18 protein-coding genes and 1 riboswitch are annotated in these 19,971 nt (G+C 52.2%); of the genes, 11 read left to right on the plus strand and 7 right to left on the minus strand.

All coding sequences use genetic code 11. The features are described from left to right. The gene (locus NMC31_RS07980; protein WP_253897543.1) at nt 1–1,785 is read left to right on the plus strand and encodes an adenine deaminase; all 1,785 of its coding nucleotides are present in this window, start codon (nt 1–3) and stop codon (nt 1,783–1,785) included. Then, nucleotides 1,786–3,129: an NCS2 family permease gene (locus tag NMC31_RS07985; RefSeq protein WP_253897544.1), complete on the plus strand. Its 1,344-nt coding sequence runs from the start codon at nt 1,786–1,788 to the stop codon at nt 3,127–3,129. Nucleotides 3,130–3,320: 191 nt separating this feature from the next. Here the strand turns inward: NMC31_RS07985 and thiD are convergent, their stop codons facing one another. Both thiD and thiM read right to left on the minus strand, forming a co-directional pair. Further along, nucleotides 3,321–4,121: a bifunctional hydroxymethylpyrimidine kinase/phosphomethylpyrimidine kinase gene (gene thiD / locus NMC31_RS07990; RefSeq protein ID WP_253897545.1), complete on the minus strand. Its 801-nt coding sequence runs from the start codon at nt 4,119–4,121 to the stop codon at nt 3,321–3,323. Then, nucleotides 4,118–4,903 (minus strand): hydroxyethylthiazole kinase, encoded by a 786-nt coding sequence (gene thiM / locus NMC31_RS07995; RefSeq protein WP_253897546.1) that lies wholly within the window; start codon nt 4,901–4,903, stop codon nt 4,118–4,120. Before thiM ends, thiD begins: the two co-directional genes overlap by 4 nt. Before the next feature lie 1,409 nt (nt 4,904–6,312). Between thiM and NMC31_RS08000 the strand changes: the two genes are divergently transcribed. The 4 genes from NMC31_RS08000 to crcB all read left to right on the plus strand — a co-directional run bounded on the left by NMC31_RS08000 (nt 6,313) and on the right by crcB (nt 9,435). Further along, nucleotides 6,313–6,726: a hypothetical protein gene (locus tag NMC31_RS08000; RefSeq protein WP_253897547.1), complete on the plus strand. Its 414-nt coding sequence runs from the start codon at nt 6,313–6,315 to the stop codon at nt 6,724–6,726. Between the two features lie 173 nt (nt 6,727–6,899). Further along, nucleotides 6,900–7,934 (plus strand): YadA C-terminal domain-containing protein, encoded by a 1,035-nt coding sequence (locus NMC31_RS08005; RefSeq protein ID WP_253897548.1) that lies wholly within the window; start codon nt 6,900–6,902, stop codon nt 7,932–7,934. A 543-nt stretch (nt 7,935–8,477) separates the two neighbouring features. Next, nucleotides 8,478–8,545: riboswitch (Fluoride riboswitch) on the plus strand. 77 nt (nt 8,546–8,622) lie between these two features. Further along, nucleotides 8,623–9,045, plus strand: a complete 423-nt coding sequence (locus tag NMC31_RS08010) for a universal stress protein (RefSeq protein WP_253897549.1) — start codon at nt 8,623–8,625, stop codon at nt 9,043–9,045. Between the two features lie 15 nt (nt 9,046–9,060). Further along, the gene (crcB, locus tag NMC31_RS08015; protein WP_149462419.1) at nt 9,061–9,435 is read left to right on the plus strand and encodes a fluoride efflux transporter CrcB; all 375 of its coding nucleotides are present in this window, start codon (nt 9,061–9,063) and stop codon (nt 9,433–9,435) included. Here crcB and NMC31_RS08020 read toward each other — a convergent pair. Continuing rightward, on the minus strand, nt 9,432–10,340 hold the full coding sequence (locus tag NMC31_RS08020; protein ID WP_253897550.1) for a LysR family transcriptional regulator: 909 nt from the start codon (nt 10,338–10,340) through the stop codon (nt 9,432–9,434). The genes crcB and NMC31_RS08020 overlap by 4 nt on opposite strands. A 105-nt stretch (nt 10,341–10,445) precedes the next feature. Here NMC31_RS08020 and NMC31_RS08025 point away from each other — a divergent pair, with 105 nt between their 5' ends. Together NMC31_RS08025 and NMC31_RS08030 are read left to right on the plus strand one after the other, a co-directional pair. Further along, a complete protein-coding gene (locus tag NMC31_RS08025; protein WP_253897551.1) occupies nt 10,446–11,453 on the plus strand; it encodes a zinc-binding alcohol dehydrogenase family protein in 1,008 nt (335 codons plus the stop codon). Between the two features lie 130 nt (nt 11,454–11,583). Continuing rightward, nucleotides 11,584–11,898 (plus strand): RcnB family protein, encoded by a 315-nt coding sequence (locus tag NMC31_RS08030; protein ID WP_149462422.1) that lies wholly within the window; start codon nt 11,584–11,586, stop codon nt 11,896–11,898. Nucleotides 11,899–11,940: 42 nt separating this feature from the next. On the opposite strand, the gene apbC is transcribed toward NMC31_RS08030, so the two are convergent. Beyond that, nucleotides 11,941–13,050: an iron-sulfur cluster carrier protein ApbC gene (gene apbC / locus NMC31_RS08035; protein WP_253897552.1), complete on the minus strand. Its 1,110-nt coding sequence runs from the start codon at nt 13,048–13,050 to the stop codon at nt 11,941–11,943. Between the two features lie 135 nt (nt 13,051–13,185). Here apbC and metG point away from each other — a divergent pair, with 135 nt between their 5' ends. Both metG and NMC31_RS08045 read left to right on the plus strand, forming a co-directional pair. Then, complete coding sequence (metG, locus tag NMC31_RS08040; RefSeq protein ID WP_253897553.1) at nt 13,186–15,219, plus strand: methionine--tRNA ligase; 2,034 nt, start codon at nt 13,186–13,188, stop codon at nt 15,217–15,219. A gap of 261 nt (nt 15,220–15,480) precedes the next feature. After that, nucleotides 15,481–15,993, plus strand: coding sequence for a YehR family lipoprotein (locus tag NMC31_RS08045; protein ID WP_188016839.1), 513 nt, complete (start codon nt 15,481–15,483; stop codon nt 15,991–15,993). Between the two features lie 85 nt (nt 15,994–16,078). On the opposite strand, the gene NMC31_RS08050 is transcribed toward NMC31_RS08045, so the two are convergent. Genes NMC31_RS08050 through NMC31_RS08060 form a run of 3 tightly spaced genes read right to left on the minus strand, consistent with a single transcriptional unit; the run spans nt 16,079 to nt 18,996 of the window. Then, a complete protein-coding gene (locus NMC31_RS08050; protein WP_149462426.1) occupies nt 16,079–16,549 on the minus strand; it encodes a YehS family protein in 471 nt (156 codons plus the stop codon). Between the two features lie 45 nt (nt 16,550–16,594). Continuing rightward, nucleotides 16,595–17,314 (minus strand): two-component system response regulator BtsR, encoded by a 720-nt coding sequence (btsR, locus tag NMC31_RS08055; protein ID WP_253897554.1) that lies wholly within the window; start codon nt 17,312–17,314, stop codon nt 16,595–16,597. Further along, nucleotides 17,311–18,996, minus strand: coding sequence for a sensor histidine kinase (locus NMC31_RS08060; RefSeq protein ID WP_253897555.1), 1,686 nt, complete (start codon nt 18,994–18,996; stop codon nt 17,311–17,313). The genes btsR and NMC31_RS08060 overlap by 4 nt, the downstream gene beginning before the upstream one ends. Nucleotides 18,997–19,205: 209 nt before the next feature. Between NMC31_RS08060 and NMC31_RS08065 the strand changes: the two genes are divergently transcribed. Continuing rightward, nucleotides 19,206–19,937 carry a MerR family transcriptional regulator gene (locus NMC31_RS08065; protein WP_253897556.1) on the plus strand — a complete coding sequence of 244 codons (732 nt, stop codon included), beginning with the start codon at nt 19,206–19,208 and terminating at the stop codon, nt 19,935–19,937. Nucleotides 19,938–19,971 lie beyond the last annotated feature (34 nt).

Genomic DNA, 19,971 nt, shown 5'->3' on the forward strand with positions numbered 1-19,971 from the left:
ATGTGTACTACTGCCTCCCCTCGCCGCCGGGCGATAGACGCCGCAAAAGGCGACGCGCCTTTCGATCTCCTGCTTACCGATACCCGCATTGTGGATATGGTCACCGGCGAAATTCGCGAAGCGGATGTGGGTATCGTCGGTGACATGATTGCCAGCGTGCATCCGCGCGGTAGCCGAAGCGACGCCGCCGAGACGCACTCGCTGGCAGGCGCTTACCTCTCACCGGGTTTTATCGACACCCACGTACACCTGGAAAGTTCACATCTTCTTCCCGCTCGTTATGCGGAAATCGTGCTGGCGCAGGGCACTACGGCAGTCTTCTGGGACCCTCATGAGCTGGCAAACGTGCTGGGCGTGGAAGGCGTGCGTTTTGCCATTGATGCCAGCCGCAATCTTCCTTTGCAGGTGATGATCGCCGCACCGTCCAGCGTCCCTTCCACGCCAGGGCTGGAGATGTCAGGAGCCGATTTCGCCGGCGCGGAGATGGAAACCATGCTCAACTGGCCGGAAGTACGTGGTGTCGCGGAAGTGATGGATATGCATGGCGTGCTGAATGGCAGCACGCGGATGCAGGAGATCCTTAGCTGTGGCTTACAGAGCGGAAAGCTAATTGAAGGCCACGCACGCGGGTTGAACGGGGCCGGGTTACAGGCTTACCTCGCAGCGGGCGTGACGTCGGATCATGAACTCACCTCCGCCGACGATGCGCTGGAAAAACTGCGTGCCGGTCTCACGCTGGAAATCCGGGGTTCGCATCCTTATCTGCTGCCGGATATCGTGGCGGCGCTGAAGACGCTCCCGCATCTCTCCTCGCAGATTACTCTCTGCACCGATGATGTGCCCCCGGATATGCTGCTGGAAAAAGGCGGTATCGTGGCGCTGCTGAATCTGTTGATTGAGCACGGTTTACCCGCCGTCGATGCGCTGCGTTTCGCGACGTTCAACGGTGCTTTGCGGCTTAAGCGCGATGATTTAGGGTTGATTGCTGCTGGTCGCCGCGCGGATTTGGTGGTGCTGGATTCCCTGCAAACGATTCGACCACGCCAGGTCTACGTCGGCGGGAAACTGCTTGCCCGCGATGGTGCAATGATTGAGCCGCTGTCGCCGGCGAGTCACCCCGCATTGCCAGATACCATGCATCTTGCGCCGCTCAGCGCGGACGATTTTGCCCTGCGCATCGCCGACGTTGAACATGGCGACGCGCGGCTGAAACATATTCGCGGCGCACGTTTTACCGAATGGGGTGAAGTTGATGTGCAAATCCGCGAGGGCCGCGTCGTGCTCCCAACCGGGTTCAGCCTGATTTGGGTTCAGCATCGCCATGGCCGTCATGAGGCAAAACCGCAAATCGCCCTGCTGGAAGGCTGGGGCGAACTTCAGGGGGCTATCGCCACCAGCTACTCTCACGATTCACATAATCTGGTGGTGCTGGGACGCTGCCCGCAAGAAATGGCGCTGGCAGCCAATACCCTGATTGCCAGCGGCGGCGGGATGGCACTGGTGCAGCATGGCGAGTTAGTTGCCCACGTGGCGATGCCGATTGCCGGGATGCTCTCCGATCTACCGGCCCCTGACCTGGCGGCCGCATTCCGAGATCTGCGCGAGCGTAGCGGTGACATTGCCGACTGGCAGCCGCCGTATCGGGTATTTAAGGCCATTGAGGGCACCTGCCTGGCCTGTAACGCCGGGCCACATCTGACGGATTTGGGGCTCACCGATGGCGCAACGCGTCAGATTGTTGACCCCGTTATTCACTCTTCGCATCAGGAAAGGAGCGCCGACTAAATGGCCGACCACTCAATCAATACGCCTGCCTCTGAGAGCTGGCTGGAACGTTGTTTTGCCCTACGCGCTCGCGGAAGCTCTGCACGTACCGAATGTCTGGCGGGTATCACGGGGTTTCTTGCCGCCGCTTATCTGCTGGTGGTGATCCCCGGACTGCTGGCTGCGGGCGGGATGGACAAAGGCGCGGCGACCACCGGCACCATTTTGGTGTTTGTTGTCGGCACGCTGCTGATGGCGTTTTATGCCAATCTGCCGTTTATAGTTGGCCCGGGGATTGGCGGCTCGGTCTTAGTCGGCGTATCGCTGGCCGGGAACGCCGGAATTGGCTGGCCGATTGGGCTGGGAATTGCCTGCTGGTCCGGCGTGCTGTTCTTCCTGCTCACCCGTTTTGGCCTGCGTGAAGTGGTTACCCGCTCGGTGCCGCAATCCATCAAACTGGGGTTGACGGCGTCTATCGGTATTTTTGTTGCCCTGCTCGGTTTTCGTAATGCCGGGTTGGTGCTGGCAAGCGCCAAAAACAACGCGTTGATGCTGGGCGATTTTCTTTCGCCGGGTGCGCTGGTGGCGCTGTGCGGGCTGTTTCTGGCAATTGCCCTGCAGGCACGTCGTATTCCTGGTGCTATCCTGTGGGCGATTCTGTGTGCGACGCTGGTGGGTATCCCGGCGGGCGTCACGCACCTGCCATCAAGCTTTATCGCCCTGCCCCATTCATTAACACCGGTCTTTGCACAAGTGGATATCATCGGTGCACTGAATATCGCTTTCCTGCCTTATCTGTTTGTCTTTTTCGCCTCGGAGTTTTTCTCAACCATGGGCACCACGCTTGCCGTCGGCGGTGAAGCGGGACTGCTGGATGAAGAAGGTAACATGCCGCACATCAACCGCCCGTTTATGGTTGACTCCATCGCTGCCGCGCTGGGCCCCTGGGTCGGCATTCCGGCCGCAACGGCGCTGATTGAGTCCTCAGCCTCGGCGGAAGCAGGCGGTAAAACCGGCATGACTGCGCTTGCCGCCGCCATCATGTTCTTGCTGATGCTGCTGTTCACCCCCGTTGCGCTGATGATCCCCAAAGAAGCCACTGCCCCGGCGTTGATCCTGATTGGCCTGAATATGTTTAGCGGCCTGCGCAAGGTGGATTTGGCGAATTTCACTGACGGCTTACCGGTACTGATGATGGTGATGATTACGCTTATCGCTAATAGCTTCGGGACAGGTATCGCAGGTGGGTTGCTGTTCTATGTGATGATTAAAACCATTGCCGGGAAATGGCGTGAAATACCTCTCGGCTTGTGGATTCTGGCGGTACCGCTGGTGTATTACTTCGCCACGCTGGTGCGCCATTAATCAGGCATTCATCAAGCGCGTTTTGGTGGTGTCGTGCGGGTATTTGCCGGATGCGGCGCAAACGCCTTATCCGGCCTACAAAACATTGTAAATTCAATGCATTGTGCACACTCTGTAGGCCTGATAAGTGTATCGCCATCAGGCAATTTTGCATTTGCTATCCGTCCAAATACGGGCTTTTCAATGTGCTATTACCACCAGGCGTGAAAATGGTGCACCGGGCCAATACCACTACCAACTTCCAGCGTATCGGCCTGGGCCAGCGCGGCAGAAAGCCAGGTTTTCGCTTCCTGCACCGTGTCGCCCCAGTTGCTATGGCGTGGGCGCAGTGCCGCCAGCGCGGCTGATAATGTACAACCGGTTCCGTGGGTGTTTTTGGTCATGACGCGCGGCGCGGTAAAACGCTGCTCGCCGTCGCGGGTGAACAGCCAGTCGGGGCTTTCCGTATCATCCAGGTGACCGCCCTTCATAAGCACTGCGCCACACCCCATCGCCAGCAGCGCGCGCCCCTGTTCCAGCATTTCACGCTCATTACGCGCATGCGGCGCATCCAGCAGTGCCGCCGCTTCCGGCAGATTCGGCGTAATTAACGAGACCTGTGGCAGCAGACGTTGACGCAGGGTTTCAACCGCCGCGGGCGATAGCAGCGCATCGCCGCTTTTGGCCAGCATGACCGTATCCAGCACCACATTTTCCACCCGATGGCGCTGTAATCGCTCCGCTACGGCTTCAACGATATCGGTTTCTGCCAGCATACCGATTTTGGTCGTGTCGATGCGCACATCGTTAAACACGGAATCCAGCTGCGCGGCGACAAAATCCGGTTCAATACGATAGACGGACTGCACACCATGGGTGTTTTGCGCCACCAGCGCGGTGATCACCGAACAGCCATATGCACCCAATGCTGAGAAGGTTTTCAGGTCAGCCTGAATCCCTGCCCCACCACTTGGATCGGTACCCGCGATCGTTAATGCGTTAATCCGTTTCATGCCAGTGCCTCCCCATTCAGTGCATATAGCGCATCTAAAAATGCCGGGACAAAACTGCCCGGTCCGTTATCGACCGCCGCACGACTACCGGCCAGTTTCATCAAGGCGCAGGCAGAGGCAACGTTATCCAGCCTGTCGCCCGGTAGCGCACAGCTTGCCGCGACGACCGCAGACAATGCACAGCCCGTCCCCACTACGCGGGTCATCAACGGGTCGCCGCCCGTTACCGCGACAACGCGTTGTCCATCGGTGATGTAATCCACTTCGCCCGTCACCACCACGAGGGTATTTTTCTGACGCGCCAGAGCCTGTGCCGCAGGTAACGCGGCGGCGGCAGTATCGGTGGTGTCCACACCGCGCCCGCCCGCGCTCATTCCGGCCAGCGCCATAATTTCGGAGGCATTCCCCCGAATGGCGGCAGGTTTTAAGGTCAACAGATCGTGGCAAAATTCCGTGCGCAGCGTTAACGCCCCCACGGCGACAGGGTCGAGAGTCCAGGGTTTACCCGCCGCGTTCGCACTCAACGCAGCGGCTTTCATCGCCTGCGCGCGCGGCTGCGTTAACGTGCCAACGTTTATCAATAACGCATCAGCAATGGCAGAGAATTGCGCAGCTTCCTGCGCATCAATCACCATCGCCGGAGATGCGCCGAGCGCAAGCAGTACGTTGGCAGTGAAGGTCTGCACGACGTCGTTTGTCATACAGTGAACAAGGGGGGCGTGATGACGAAAAAGATGTAACGAATGCGCGATTTGCGCAGGGCTAAGCGGCTCAGCTTGCATGGTTTGCTCCTGCCAGAACGTCCAGAAGCAATGACCTGACGGTCTCTGACTTCCCTGCACTGGCATTACAAAAGATATTTTAATTTATTTTATCAGGATTATAGAGCGTAGGTAAGTACCGGATTTGACGAGAAAATCCTATGCCTTCGATCATTGCTACTTCACGCATGGCAGGAACGAATGAAAAAGTTATCCTGGCTTTAGCCCTGATCATTTTCGCCATGTAATTGTGGCGTAAGTGATGATATTCCTGAGGCACAGTGACGTGAAAAAGGAAAAAAACTGCGCAAAGGCGCAGTGGTATTTATATTTATTTATGCGTCCAGTGCCCGAAGATTTACTGTTTCCCATCGCAGGAACTAACTCACATGTAGCAATGCCATATAGTCTAAAAAGTTAGTAGAAATATTTATCCACTTTTGCATACAACTATCGCCATTCTTGCTATGCACATACACCAACTTAACGGGATTGCCGAAAATGAATAAATTCGCTGTTCTCAATCATACACACAGCAGCGTTAAAGTTAAAAATTACAGCGCTAATAACCCCATTAAACACGAAATTACAACTATTTGTTTTGATTGAGAAACCCCCATGCGCGCGCTGTAAGAAACATCACAAAAATCAGTATACCTTTCTATTTCACTAATAACACCCCTGTATAAACCGAGTTAAAATCATTTATTAACACTTTAACGGTTAGCCACACATTGAAATATACAATCCAGAATACTCACCAGGGCATTAAATATAATTATGCAAATAAAGACTTAAAGGAAAATTTGGAAGCAAACGTTACTTTACCTATCGCTATTAAATATCTGAACACTTCTGATACTAATAAGTAATGTAAATCTTTCAGCATGACGCCTGACACCATAACATTTAAAGATCCCGAATTACTCAGGGCTGTAGAGAGTTTAATCGAATACCTAAACTTATGATTTGTTAGGAAAATAAAAAACAGTAATGAGAACCGGCGTTTTAGTCCACTTTCACGATAACAATTATCATTACTGTATTGCTCAATATGATGAAATAAGATTTTCTTTAATAGGGTTTTTCTTAGAAAGCAATTGAAATATTCTCACTATGTGACCGTTGACTAATTACAACCGGTAAGTAATCATCTGCGTAAACTTAATTTACAATTCGAAATAAGTTATCAGTTTGTTAAAGATTCATCATGCCGTGATGATATCTAGCCCATATTGTTGTTCAAGCGCCCTTACACTCTACAGAGGGCTTTTTTCAAAATGTATAAAGGGTGTTATGGAACGTGTAGCGTTATGTATTGTTCTCGTTGTGTTACCAATCATCGCATATTTGGTTGGTGGCACAACATATAGGGTTTTACAAAATCATTAAGGCTCATGAAGCCTCTTTAAATAAAGGGTAAAGGTAAAATGAAAAATGCTATTATTGCTGTTCTTGTTTCTGCTGCTCTGCTTTCTGGCTGCGCTATCGCTATGCCACATCATGAAACAGGTGCTAAGACTGCTCAATCTTCACAGGTAGAACAACAGGCTGCGCCTGGTGTGGCTGATCCCCTTCACGCTATTAAGTTGGTAGGCAATGATTACGTTAAGGGGAAGGATAAACCGCTTAGCGTGAAGATCGGCAATGGTTATACCAAAGCCATGATTAACGATGAACCCGCAAAGATTAAGCGTAAGAACGCTACCTTCTACGAAATTACGGGACAAGGTTATATCGTTGGTGTCTATCTGGATGCAAACGGTTTTATGTCTGCGTCATGGGGTAAGCCTCATTCGAAAATTAACGGCGGTTTAAATGTTGTTAAGGGTGACGGCGAGTAAAACCCCATTAAATAAACTCTGATCGTAAAAAACAGTTGAGCATTTTTGTATGCCTTGACCGTATCATTCTAAAAATCATTATAACTACATTTGTAGTTAGTAATTTATTCGCCACATGGAGGTGGAACAAACCGTTAATTTTAAAACCTCAACACTTAATAGACTTGTTAAAAATGAAAACTTCAATTCTTGCTTTTATCATTACAACTGCTTTTTCTGTATCTTCTGTTAACGCTGCTGCGACAAGTTACGATCAGCAACAAGATGCTGCAATTGATTCTTTGGTTATCAATAGCAACGGGGCTTTCAAACAAATTCAAGACAATAAAACCGCTCAGGATGCGTATAATACCCAAACTGCTACATCCCTATATCACGTAGAAGGTGAAGCGCAACACGCACAAGACACGGCAGATAAGGCTTATAAACAAGCTAATTCTAACTATTCTGCTATTAGTGATGAAATCTCTATGCGTCAACGCCAGGGATACGACTTGCAAAACCAGATTCAGGATGTATCAGATGAGCAACGTAAAAATGATGCAGCGCAAACCTCTGCTTTACATCAACATGAATCACGTTTAGACGCTCATGATACAGCGTTTACCAATCATGAAACGCGCATTAGCCAGCTTGAGAATCAGCCCAAGCCCCGGAATGGTGTTGATGGTATAGACGGTAAAAACGGGGCTACAGGCGCTGCCGGTAAGAATGGCGTGAATGGGAAAGACGGGAAAGCAGGTAAAGATGGTGTTAACGGTAGTAATGGTAAGAACGGATTAGACGGGAGGAACGGCGTCACGACCACCGTTACTAAAATACAGGAGGACAAAGCCACTCAACGCATTGTTAAACGTAACAGCACATCTACAGCTAATAACGCTGCTGATTTGAAAGCTGTTCACCAGGCACTTAATAAACTTAATGCCACTAATAACAAATATTCTTCACTCAAAGATGAGGTTGATAATAACAAGAAGCAAGCAAACGCAGGTATCTCTGGTGCTATGGCAATGGCTGGCTTACCTCAAGTACAAGCCAATCAGCAATTCATGTTTAGTGCTGGTGCTGCCACTTACGAAAGTGAAAGCGCTTTAGCTGTTGGTGGTAGCGTTAACTTTAATGATCACGTTGTAGGTAAAGTCAGTTTCTCTGCTGATACTGCTTCTAATATGGGTGCTTCTGTTGGTGTTGGTGTTGGCTTCTAATAAAAACTCTTTTAGGGCCTCTTAATTAGAGGCTCTAATAAAGAAATCTTAATAAGTAATTGTGATGTCAGGTAGTCATCCAATAAAAGAAAAATCAGATAGTCTCCTGCTAAGACAGATCACACAAATTTAATTTACCATTCAGACTACACTGTTTTTTTTAACCATTGAATAATAATGCTTCTAAACTAAGAAAGATTATTGAAACGTTCAAAAATAAAAATCAATACCCCCCCTGACTACATTTGTTGTTAGTGTAAGATAGCAAATATTGAAACAACCTTGATAAGGTGCTTAACGTGGCTAGCAAGACATCTAAGAAACTCATGCGTTCTTTAAACTCCATTATTCGTAAGTGAGTATATTTTCGCGGTTGTTTAGTGAGTAACATCCTTGCCAGTCTTAAAGCCCGAGATAAGAGGATTGAGCAAATCTATCAGGCATGAAGCTTCAGCAGTTTTAAGAGATCGTTTCGATACTCGCTAATCATTGGCGGCAAGCTGCACAAACCATTTGCATTCCCCCTGGCATCGGCCCACAATCATTCACAAAGGTGATGGCGTTCCACCTTTCCCAACCGCCCTGCTGGGGCTGATGACGCCTGGTATACCCTCTTAACATGGAGGTATGTCAGGCCGTCTGTCGTTCGAAGACCCGCGCATACCTCGCAACCTGACGAGGTTTTTTTATGCCTGTTTACAACCATGCTCTGGTGCTGATCAACAGCAGTCTTGATGGCATTCCCCTGCTTGATCACGCCGCAAAAATGGCGCAGGAGAACGCGATGACGATAACCATCGCGCACATCAGCACCGATTATCGCGCCCTCAATTATGTCTCCGACAGCCTGATGGATGATGTGGTTTCGCAGGAAGTCATTCAGGCCAAAGCCCTGTTGAGCGAGCTGGCGGAATCCGTTTCGCTACCGGTACAAACGCTGGAACTGGTCACGACCCGTCACTTTGAGGATGTCGAATCCTGTATCCGCGATCGCCGTATCGATCTGGTCATCGCCGGGCACCACAATCGCCTGCTGGGCTTGCTCGCCTCCCACTCCTTTGAGTACATCAACCATCTGACGGTGGATGTGCTGATCAAACATTTAGCATAAGGATTTACGCGCGTGATGTATCGTTCATTACTGGCCGTTATTATTGGCGGCTCTACCGGGTGTGTCATTCGTTGGTGGCTGTCGATGAAGCTCAACAGCCTTTTCCCCAGCCTGCCGCCGGGAACGCTGGTGGTTAATCTGGTCGGTGGTTTTATTATTGGCGCGGCGCTGGCGTTTTTTTTGCGCCAGCCGCAGTTGGACCCGGCATGGAAGTTACTGATCACTACCGGTCTTTGCGGTGGGATGACGACCTTTTCCACCTTTTCGGCGGAGATCGTCACCCTTTTGCAAAACGGCAACTATCTGTGGGCGATGATATCGGTGATGACTCACGTGGTGGGATCGCTCCTGATGACCGCTGCCGGATTCTTTTTGATGACGTTGGTTTAGCCCCTGCGCTGCACCAGCGCTTCACAGCGTTCCTTCACCGCCTCATACAACAACCGCACCGCAGGCGAGAGCTGCTTGCGATGCGGACAAATCATATTCAGCGGCACGCATTCACCTTCGTAATCCGGCAGCAGCAATTTCAGACGGCCCTGGAAGACATCTTCACTGACGTCGAGCCAGGACTTATTGGCAATGCCTTCCCCGGCAATCGCCAGACGGCGAATGACTTCGGCATCATCGCTGATGATCGTGCCATTCACCTGCACCTCGTGGGTTTCCCCCTTCGCAGTAAGCGTCCAGCGATCAAACAAACGACCTCGCAGCACATAGGTCAGCGCATCACACTTTTCTAAATCAGCGGGCGTTGTCGGTTCACCATTTTTGGCGATCCACGCCGGCGATGCGACCAGCACGCGGCGATTATCCGGTGCGATGGGCAGCGCAACGTACGACGCATCCTCATTGGTGCCGTAACGAAATGCGACATCAACCGGATCTTTAAACACATCCGTCACCTGGTCCGAGAAAAGAATGCGCAGCTTAAGCGCCGGATGACGCAGGCGAAACTGGCGGAAAATACCGAGTAGCAGGTTTCTCCCGAGGTCCGAAGGCACCGCAATTTGCAACGTACCGCGAATTTCATCATCCGGCGTTTGAATCTGCTGGAGCCCGGCCTGCATTGTTTCCAGCATTTGGGTGGCGTAAGGCAGCCAGGTTTCACCCTCTGGCGTCAAGCGCAGGCTACGGGTTGAGCGGGCAAACAGGCGAATATTGAGCGCCGTCTCAAGACGTTTAATGGCGGAACTCACCTGGGCAGGTGGCAGACCCGCCTCGCGCGCCGCGTCGCTGAAACTGCTCAATGCCGCCGCACGCACGAACAGGGTTAAATCTTCCAGCCTGAGCATTTTCACTCCTCAACGATAAGTCCTGTCGCCGTGAATGGATTTTTCCGGCAAATATCATTGGATAGTATCATTCTTACTGTTTACTCAACATCACAGAGGTGTGTTATGAAGGCAATTGCGATTACTCAGGCGGCTGGCGCGCACGGCAACATTGATGCATTAGAAGAAATTACCCTGCCCGTCCCCGTGGCGGCAGGCCATGATTTGCTGGTAGAAGTGAAAGCCATCTCCGTTAACCCGGTCGATACCAAAGTGCGTGCCGGGTTTAGCGGCGACACACCGCGCGTGCTGGGCTGGGATGCTGTCGGTGTGGTGAAATCCGTTGGTGAAGCCGTCACTCTGTTTAAAACTGGCGACGAAGTCTGGTATGCGGGGGCGTTAACACGTCCCGGCAGTAACAGCGAATTCCAGCTGGTCGATGAGCGAATTGTCGCGCTCAAGCCACGTTCGCTGGATAACATTTCTGCTGCCGCCCTGCCGTTGACCTCCATCACTGCGTGGGAACTGTTGTTCGACCGTTTAGGCATTCAGGAAAACGGAAATGAAGGCGACGTACTGCTGATTGTCGGTGCTGCGGGCGGTGTCGGTTCCATCCTGACCCAACTGGCGCGCAAGCTTACTAAAATGACGGTGATCGGCACCGCATCGCGCCCTGAAACGCAGAAATGGGTAGCGGACGCCGGGGCTCATTATGTTATCGACCACAGCAAACCGATCGCCGAAGAACTTACCCGCATCGGTATTCCGGCGGTGACGCATGTCGCCAGTCTGACGCACACGGATAAGCACTATTTGCAGCTGATTGAAGCGCTCGCCCCACAGGGGAAACTGGCGCTGATTGACGATCCTGAAACCCTGGATGCGCGTCCGTTAAAAACCAAAAGCATCTCGCTGCACTGGGAATTTATGTATACCCGTTCGATGTTTGAAACGCCGGATATGATTGCTCAGCATCAGTTACTGACCCGCGTGGCCTCGCTGATTGATGACGGCGTAATCAAAACCACGCTGGGCGAGAAGTTAGGTGCGATTAGCGCCGAGAATATTCGTCAGGCACATCGCCAGCTTGAGACCGGTAAAACGATGGGTAAACTGGTGCTGGAAGGCTTTTAAGGCCGATCTGTTACATTTTTTACGAAAAAACCCATTCTGTGATACAAAAGAACGTCGATCTGCCTGTCAATTTTAAGAGAAAAAGGCAGACTCTACACCCTTGAGCATTCTGGTTATCGTTGGAGAAAGAATGGGTAAATATAAATTATGGCTTCTGGCTGGCCTGATGGCCGCAGGAACCGCCTTCGCCGCTCCAGGTACGGGCATTCAGAAGTATGAACTGAAAGAGTTTGTCGCGGATTTCACCCACTTTAACATCGGGGACGCCGTTCCGGAGATGTACCGTACTGACCAGTACAACATCAAGCAGTGGCAGCAGCGTAACCTGCCCGCGCCAGACGCGGGAACGCACTGGACCTACATGGGCGGTAACTACGTGCTGATTTCTGACACGGACGGGAAAATCAGTAAAGTTTACGACGGCGAAATCTTCTATCACCGTTAATGAAAGGGGCGCATAACCCGCCAGGGTTATGCGCCTGATCGCTTATACCGCGCGGAAGGCAATTTCGCCGGGGATCACTTCACCCTGCCAGTAAAGTTGGGCAGCAGTTAAATCCGCCAGTCGACGATAAATAAGGGTAAACTCACTGTCCGGACGATTCACCACCGTTGGTGTGCCTTTATCCAGATCTTCACGCAAGCTGATGTGCAGCGGCATCTGACCCAGCAACTGGGTATGGTATTTCTCCGCCAGTTTCTCTGCGCCGCCGGTACCGAAGATAGGTTCGTGGTGACCACACTGGCTGCAAATATGCATGCTCATGTTTTCAACGATGCCCAGCACCGGCACTTCCACTTTCTCGAACATCACGATGCCTTTTTTGGCGTCAATCAGCGCGATGTCCTGCGGAGTAGTGACCACTACCGCGCCGGTGACCGGAATGTTTTGTGCCAGCGTCAGCTGAATGTCACCGGTACCCGGCGGCATATCCAGCACCAGATAATCGAGATCCGGCCATAAGGTTTCCTGCAACATCTGCATCAGCGCCTTGCTGGCCATGGGGCCACGCCACACCATCGCGTTATCGTCGGTGACCAGATAACCAATAGAGTTCGTTGCCAGACCGTGAGCCATTATCGGCGCCATATGGGTGCCGTCTGGTGAAGTCGGACGCTGATTTTCCGCGCCGAGCATGGTCGGAATTGACGGGCCGTAGATGTCAGCATCGAGAATACCGACTTTCGCCCCTTCGGCTGCCAGCGCCAGCGCCAGGTTAACGGCTGTAGACGATTTCCCGACTCCGCCTTTGCCAGAACTGACGGCAATGATGTTTTTCACACCATTCACGCCCGGCTGGTTTTTAACGCGCTTCAGCGTGGCGACATTGTGGGTCAGTTTCCAGTCAATGGCATTCGCACCGGTAATACGAAGCAGGTCAGCACTGCATTGCTCTTTCAGTTCTTCAAACGCGCTGTTCCAGACAAACGGCATTTGCAGCTCAATGTGCACGGTGCCATCCAGCAGCGCCACATGATGTAACGCCTTCAGCGTGGTGAGATTATGCTTCAATGTTGGGTGCTGAAAATTAGCCAGCGTCCCGGCAACCATCGCGCGCAGGCGCTCGGGGGATGTGGCCTGGGATTGAGAACTCATCCCGACTCCTTTGTTCTTGTGAGTAAAACTTCGTTGAACAAGTTTACCTGAAAGACCGCGGTTTGTGCTTACTTAATAATGCCCCTTTTGGTAATATCGAAAACCCTTTTCACTACATAAGAAGTAATGTTCATTATGACTCAAGTCGCGAAGAAAATTCTGGTAACGTGCGCTCTGCCGTACGCCAACGGCTCAATCCACCTCGGCCACATGCTGGAGCATATCCAGGCTGATGTCTGGGTCCGTTACCAGCGAATGCGCGGCCACCAGGTAAACTTCATCTGCGCGGACGATGCACATGGCACGCCGATCATGCTGAAAGCTCAGCAGCTCGGGATTACCCCGGAGCAGATGATTGCCGAAATGAGTCAGGAACATCAGACCGATTTTGCTGGCTTCAACATTAGCTACGACAACTACCACTCGACGCACAGCGACGAAAACCGCGAGCTGTCGGAGCTTATCTATGGTCGCCTGAAAGAGAACGGTTTTATCAAAAACCGCACCATCTCTCAGCTTTACGATCCGGAAAAAGGCATGTTCCTGCCGGACCGTTTTGTGAAAGGCACCTGCCCGAAATGTAAATCACCGGATCAATACGGCGATAACTGCGAAGTGTGCGGCGCGACCTACAGCCCAACCGAGCTTATCGAGCCGAAATCGGTGGTTTCCGGTGCGACGCCGGTGATGCGTGAATCGGAACACTTCTTCTTTGATCTGCCTTCCTTCAGCGAGATGCTGCAGGCGTGGACCCGCAGCGGCGCGTTGCAGGAGCAAGTGGCGAACAAAATGCAGGAGTGGTTTGAATCCGGCCTGCAACAGTGGGATATCTCACGTGATGCGCCATACTTCGGCTTCGAAATTCCGAACGCGCCGGGCAAATATTTCTACGTCTGGCTGGATGCGCCAATCGGCTACATGGGTTCTTTCAAAAACCTGTGTGATAAACGCGGTGACACCACAAGCTTTGATGACTACTGGAAGAAAGACTCCGATGCCGAACTGTATCACTTCATCGGTAAAGATATCGTCTACTTCCACAGCCTGTTCTGGCCTGCCATGCTGGAAGGCAGTAACTTCCGTAAACCAACTAACCTGTTCGTGCACGGTTATGTAACGGTGAACGGTGCGAAGATGTCAAAATCGCGCGGCACCTTCATTAAAGCCAGCACCTGGCTGAACCACTTTGATGCCGATAGCCTGCGCTACTATTACACCGCCAAGCTCTCTTCACGCATCGATGATATTGACCTCAACCTGGAAGACTTCATCCAGCGCGTGAACGCCGATATCGTCAACAAGGTGGTTAACCTGGCATCGCGTAATGCCGGCTTTATCAACAAGCGTTTCGATGGCGTGCTGTCTGCTGAACTGGCCGATCCTGAACTGTATAAAACCTTTACCGACGCGGCTGCCGCGATTGGCGAAGCCTGGGATAGCCGCGAGTTTGGTAAAGCGATTCGTGAAATCATGGCGCTGGCTGACGTGGCAAACCGCTACGTTGACGAACAGGCACCGTGGGTGGTCGCAAAACAGGAAGGCCGCGATGCCGATCTGCAGGCTATTTGTACCATGGGGCTGAACATGTTCCGTGTACTGATGACCTGGCTGAAACCGGTACTGCCTTCACTGACCGAACGTGCTGAAGCGTTCCTCAACACCACGCTGGAATGGGATGCCATCGCCCAGCCGCTGCTGTCGCACAAGGTGAACACCTTCAAAGCGCTCTACAACCGCATCGAAACCAAACAGGTTGAAGCGCTGGTTGAAGCGTCGAAAGAAGAAGTGAAAGCCGCTGCGGCACCGGTCACCGGCCCGCTGGCGGACGATCCGATTCAGGAAACCATCACCTTTGACGATTTCGCCAAAGTGGATATGCGCGTGGCGCTGATTGAAAACGCCGAGTTCGTTGACGGCTCTGACAAACTGCTGCGCCTGACGCTGGACCTCGGCGGCGAGAAACGCAATGTCTTCTCCGGCATTCGTTCCGCATACCCGGAACCTGAAGCCCTCATTGGCCGCCTGACGGTAATGGTCGCTAACCTGGCACCGCGTAAAATGCGCTTCGGCATCTCTGAAGGAATGGTGATGGCTGCAGGCCCTGGCGGGAAAGATATCTTCCTGTTAAGCCCGGACAACGGTGCAAAACCGGGTCAGCAGGTAAAATAACCTTTCGTATAAAGCGCGGTTTGTTCTTGCCGGATGCGGCGTAAACGCCTTATCCGGCCTACAAAACATTGCAAATTCAATATATTGCAGAAATCTTGTAGGCCTGATAAGCACAGCGCATCAGGCAATGACGCGTTTATCAATCGTCTCAGCGCTGCTCCGGCAGCGCTTTTTTTATGAATTCTGAAAAAATGCCGTACTGCTATGCTTTTTTCTTTTAGCCTATATGATAATAATTTGCATTTGCTAAAAGGAACTCTCATGCGCAAACTCCGTCCTACTCTTACACTTATCACCCTCTGCCTTGCGGGTAGCCTGTTTGGCTGCGACAACAAAGACACACCCAAAGAGCCGCAGACCTATGTGCAGAGCATTGCCGCCAGTAACACGCCGGAGGAAAAAGCCACGTTTTTTAATGCCGCAAATGGCGTTGAGGTGAAAGTGACCTATTACTACAAAGGGGATGTCGTCCTTCGCCAGGACGTTCACAACAAAATGACTTATGCCAGCGCAGGCGTGAGCAATAAAGAAGAAGCACAGCGGCGATTTGAACAGATCAGTAACGCGTACAAAAACGCGGCAGGTGTCACGGAGACCATTGATTACCAGGACGATTATGTTACAGAGAACATCGTCGTTGATTACACCAAAGCGAATATCGGCGAGCTGTGTAAGCTCCCGGGTACATCAATGACCGATTGCAATGCGCAGTATCTGTCAATGCTGTTGTCCGAGAAGATGGTGTTAAAACAGGGGTTTAAGAAGCAGGAGTAGGCAGGAAACGGTATCCACAATTTTATCGATTATTCGACTCAAAACATGAGTCGAATAATCGCCGTAATCACCTCAGCAAGCGTAATCAGCTTTTCGCTGCGTGCTCACGTACTGCCAGGCCGCGCAGGAAATAGCGCAGGAACTGGTCGCCACATTCGCGGAAGTTTTTATGATCCGGCGCGCGCATCATGGCGGTGATTTCCGGCATCGAGACGCGGAATTTCTGCTCGGTAAGAATAGCGAGGATATCATCCGTTTTCAGGGAAAACGCGATACGCAGCTTTTTGAGCATGATGTTGTTGTTTACCCGACGTTCAACCGCCAGTGCGGGCGCAGATTCATCGCGACCGCGTTTTTCGTAAATCAGCCCGTTCAGGAAGCAGGACAGCATAATATCCGGGCAGCGTACAAACCCCTCTTCATCTTCTTTGCGCAACCAGGGTGCCAGCTGCTCGGCGGTGACCACGGTGTCGCCCAGCGCAAAAATACGCAGCAGATCTTGATTGTTCATTTTCAGGATGTAGCGCACGCTACGTAAAATATCGTTACTGACCATAGTGCCTTCGGTAATGAAAAATGCGGTCGGTTAGTTTAACACGATTTACAGTCCCAACGCCTCTTTCAGGCTTTTTAAGTAGCGTCGGCTGACCGGTACGGTTTGCCCATTGCGCAGCAACAGTTCGGCCTGGCCATTGTCTTCCAGGCGAATCTCCCGCAGATGCGCCATGTTAACAAGATACTGTCGATGGCAGCGCAGTAACGGCGTGCGTTGCTCAAGCGTTCTTAACGTCAGCTCAGTGAACCCTTCTTTCCCTTCATGATTGGTGACGTAAACACCGCTCATTCGGCTGCTGACAAACGCCACATCATCCATTTGCAACAGCCAGATACGGCTATGCCCGGAGCAGGGAATAAACTTCAACGCTTCCTGATTCTCGGTGAGCGCGGAGACATCCTGCACATTACGTTCCTGCCGCAAACGCGCGAGGGTTTTCTCCAGACGTTTCTCTTCGATCGGTTTAAGCAGGTAATCAAACGCATGCTCTTCAAAAGCCTTGACCGCGTACTCGTCGAAGGCAGTCAGGAAAACGATGTAAGGGCGATGTTCCGGGTCGAGCATACCGACCATCTCCAGCCCGCTGATGCGCGGCATCTGGATATCAAGGAACAGAACGTCGGGATGTAACTTATGCACCGCGCCAATCGCTTCCACGGCGTTACCGCACTCGCCGACAATCTCGACATCCGGCTGCGCCTGTAACAGCACCCGCAGATTCTCCCGCGCCAACGGTTCATCATCGACAATCAGCACTTTAATCATGCGTTCTCCTCCAGTGGCAGCCTTAGGGTGATACGGGTGAAAATATCGGGTTCGCAGGTTACGTTGATCCCGCAGTCATCACCAAAACGCGTGCGCAGGCGCTTATCCACGAGGCTCATACCCAGCCCACTGGCCTGCGCGTCCGGTTGATACAGCCCGGCGTTGTCTTCAATTGCCAGCAGCAGATGTTGCCCGTCACGGCTGGCGTTGATACGAATTTCGCCCACGCTCAACAACTGCGATGTGCCGTGCTTGATAGCATTCTCAACAATCGGTTGCAGCGTAAAGGCCGGCAGACGGACATGCGCCAGCGTGTCAGGCACATGCAGTTGAACCTGTAAATTTTCCTGGAAACGCGCTTTCTCAATTTGCAGATAGGCATTCACATGCTCAATTTCATCGGCCAGCGTCACAATCTCCGACGGGCGTTTAAGGTTCTTACGGAAAAAGGTCGAGAGATATTGCACCAGTTGGCTTGCCTGTTCGCTGTCGCGGCGAATCACCGCTTTCAGGGTGTTAAGCGCGTTAAACAGGAAGTGCGGGTTCACCTGCGCATGCAGCAGTTTGATTTCCGACTGGGTAAGCAGCGCTTTTTGCCGCTCATACTGCCCTGCCAGAATTTGCGCCGACAGCAGTTGGGCGATCCCCTCGCCCAGTGTGCGGTTGATCGAGCTGAACAGGCGATTTTTGGCTTCATACAGTTTAATGGTGCCAATAATACGCTGGTTTTCGCCGCGCAGTGGGATCACCAGCGTTGAGCCGAGCTTACACTGTGGGTGAATCGAGCAGCGATACGGTACTTCGTTACCGTCGGCATACACCACCTCGCCGGTTTCAATCGCTTTTTGGGTATAACTGGAAGAGATAGGCTTACCGGGAAGATGGTGATCCTCCCCGATCCCGGTAAAGGCCAACAGGCGTTCACGATCGGTAATCGCCACCGCGCCAATATCCAGTTCCTGGATCAACACCTGCGCCACCTTCATGCTGTTCTCTTCATTAAACCCCTGGCGCAAAATCCCTTCCGTCGATGCCGCCACTTTCAGCGCAGTGGCGGAAAAGGCCGAGGTGTATTTTTCAAACATTGCACGTTTATCGAGAAGAATACGCATAAATAGCGCTGCCCCGACGGTGTTGGTCACCATCATCGGCGCGGCAATGCTTTGCACGAGATGAAAGGCGTCCTGGAACGGACGCGCAATCAGTAAAATGATCAGCATCTGCACCAGTTCGGCGAAGAAGGTGATCGCCCCGGCGGTCCACGGGCTAAAGACTTTATCTGGTCGGCCTCGCTTCACCAGCATGCTGTGTACCAGCCCGCCCAGAAGGCCTTCTACGATGGTAGAAATCATACAGCTCAGCGCTGTCATGCCGCCCATGGAGTAGCGATGCAACCCTCCGGTTAGCCCCACTAATCCCCCTACCACCGGCCCGCCAAGCAGGCCGCCCATCACGGCGCCAATGGCGCGTGTGTTAGCGATAGAGTCTTCAATATGCAGGCCAAAATAGGTACCGAGGATGCAGAAAATTGAGAAGGTCACGTAGCACAGCAGCTTATGCGGCAGGCGCACGGTCACCTGCATGAGCGGGATGAACAGGCGCGTTTTGCTCATCAGCCACGCTATGACCAGAAACACACACATCTGCTGAAGCAGCAGCAACACCAGATCAAATTCGTACATACCCGAAAACCACAAGACCCATGAAGCTGCGTAACATACACCGAGTGAACATAACTTTCTTTGAAGCTATGCAAAAAAAGCTGAAATAGCGGTCAGAATCACATTTTTACTCTCTCCTGCGGTTAAGTAATGGCTAAAAAACCATCACCCCAGAGCAAGAAGGAAAACCCGTCTACAGTTAAAAGGATATATTCATCCCGGGAGTTATCATGGCGTGGTATACGATTGGCGAGGTGGCGCAACTGTGTGACATCACCCCGGTGACGCTCCGCGCGTGGCAGCGTCGCTATGACCTGCTTAAGCCCCAGCGTACCGACGGCGGGCACCGCTTGTTCACCGAATCCGATATTGAGCGCATCCGCGAAATTAAACGCTGGGTGGATACAGGCGTTCAGGTCAGTAAAGTCAAAAAGCTGTTAATCGAAGGTAGCAAGGAGCAGCAACAGGACTGGCGGGAGCGCCAGGAAGAAGCACTGCGCTACCTGCAAAGCGGGCGCATCGATCGGTTACGACAGTGGCTGAAAGAGTGCACGCGTCACTATCCTGCTCGCACGCTGGTGAATCAACTCATCACCCCATTACGCCAGCGTCTGGCCGGTTCGCAATCGACGTTCTGCGCCATGCTGGGTATTCTCGATGGCGTGCTGATCAATACTATTTCGCTCATTCTGGCCGCATCGCGTAAAAAACCAGGGCAGGATGCCTTGGTCGTCGGCTGGAACGTTAACGATATCACGCCGTTATGGCTTGAGGGGTGGGTCGCCTGCGAACAGGGCTGGCGGGTTGATGTGCTGGCGCATTCTCTCCCACAACTGCAACCGGGCCTCTTTCCGGAACAGACGCTGCTGGTGTGGTGCGGCGCCGTTTCCGCTCCGCAGCAGACTTTGCAGATTCAGCGCTGGCAGGAACAGGGCTACGCGATTCGTTTGTGTACAAATTAATGGTTCATTAACAAGCATGCTTCGCAGTATAATC

The organism is Pseudocitrobacter vendiensis (assembly GCF_943590815.1).
GTDB classification, from domain to species: domain Bacteria; phylum Pseudomonadota; class Gammaproteobacteria; order Enterobacterales; family Enterobacteriaceae; genus Pseudocitrobacter; species Pseudocitrobacter vendiensis.

What these genes read in the sequence shown, in the direction of transcription:
- NMC31_RS07980 (WP_253897543.1), top strand. Translation starts at nt 1, where the DNA reads ATGTGTACTACTGCCTCCCCTCGCCGCCGGGCGATAGACGCCGCAAAA.
- NMC31_RS07985 (WP_253897544.1), top strand. Translation starts at nt 1,786, where the DNA reads ATGGCCGACCACTCAATCAATACGCCTGCCTCTGAGAGCTGGCTGGAA.
- thiD (WP_253897545.1), bottom strand. Translation starts at nt 4,121, where the DNA reads ATGAAACGGATTAACGCATTAACGATCGCGGGTACCGATCCAAGTGGT.
- thiM (WP_253897546.1), bottom strand. Translation starts at nt 4,903, where the DNA reads ATGCAAGCTGAGCCGCTTAGCCCTGCGCAAATCGCGCATTCGTTACAT.
- NMC31_RS08000 (WP_253897547.1), top strand. Translation starts at nt 6,313, where the DNA reads ATGAAAAATGCTATTATTGCTGTTCTTGTTTCTGCTGCTCTGCTTTCT.
- NMC31_RS08005 (WP_253897548.1), top strand. Translation starts at nt 6,900, where the DNA reads ATGAAAACTTCAATTCTTGCTTTTATCATTACAACTGCTTTTTCTGTA.
- NMC31_RS08010 (WP_253897549.1), top strand. Translation starts at nt 8,623, where the DNA reads ATGCCTGTTTACAACCATGCTCTGGTGCTGATCAACAGCAGTCTTGAT.
- crcB (WP_149462419.1), top strand. Translation starts at nt 9,061, where the DNA reads ATGTATCGTTCATTACTGGCCGTTATTATTGGCGGCTCTACCGGGTGT.
- NMC31_RS08020 (WP_253897550.1), bottom strand. Translation starts at nt 10,340, where the DNA reads ATGCTCAGGCTGGAAGATTTAACCCTGTTCGTGCGTGCGGCGGCATTG.
- NMC31_RS08025 (WP_253897551.1), top strand. Translation starts at nt 10,446, where the DNA reads ATGAAGGCAATTGCGATTACTCAGGCGGCTGGCGCGCACGGCAACATT.
- NMC31_RS08030 (WP_149462422.1), top strand. Translation starts at nt 11,584, where the DNA reads ATGGGTAAATATAAATTATGGCTTCTGGCTGGCCTGATGGCCGCAGGA.
- apbC (WP_253897552.1), bottom strand. Translation starts at nt 13,050, where the DNA reads ATGAGTTCTCAATCCCAGGCCACATCCCCCGAGCGCCTGCGCGCGATG.
- metG (WP_253897553.1), top strand. Translation starts at nt 13,186, where the DNA reads ATGACTCAAGTCGCGAAGAAAATTCTGGTAACGTGCGCTCTGCCGTAC.
- NMC31_RS08045 (WP_188016839.1), top strand. Translation starts at nt 15,481, where the DNA reads ATGCGCAAACTCCGTCCTACTCTTACACTTATCACCCTCTGCCTTGCG.
- NMC31_RS08050 (WP_149462426.1), bottom strand. Translation starts at nt 16,549, where the DNA reads ATGGTCAGTAACGATATTTTACGTAGCGTGCGCTACATCCTGAAAATG.
- btsR (WP_253897554.1), bottom strand. Translation starts at nt 17,314, where the DNA reads ATGATTAAAGTGCTGATTGTCGATGATGAACCGTTGGCGCGGGAGAAT.
- NMC31_RS08060 (WP_253897555.1), bottom strand. Translation starts at nt 18,996, where the DNA reads ATGTACGAATTTGATCTGGTGTTGCTGCTGCTTCAGCAGATGTGTGTG.
- NMC31_RS08065 (WP_253897556.1), top strand. Translation starts at nt 19,206, where the DNA reads ATGGCGTGGTATACGATTGGCGAGGTGGCGCAACTGTGTGACATCACC.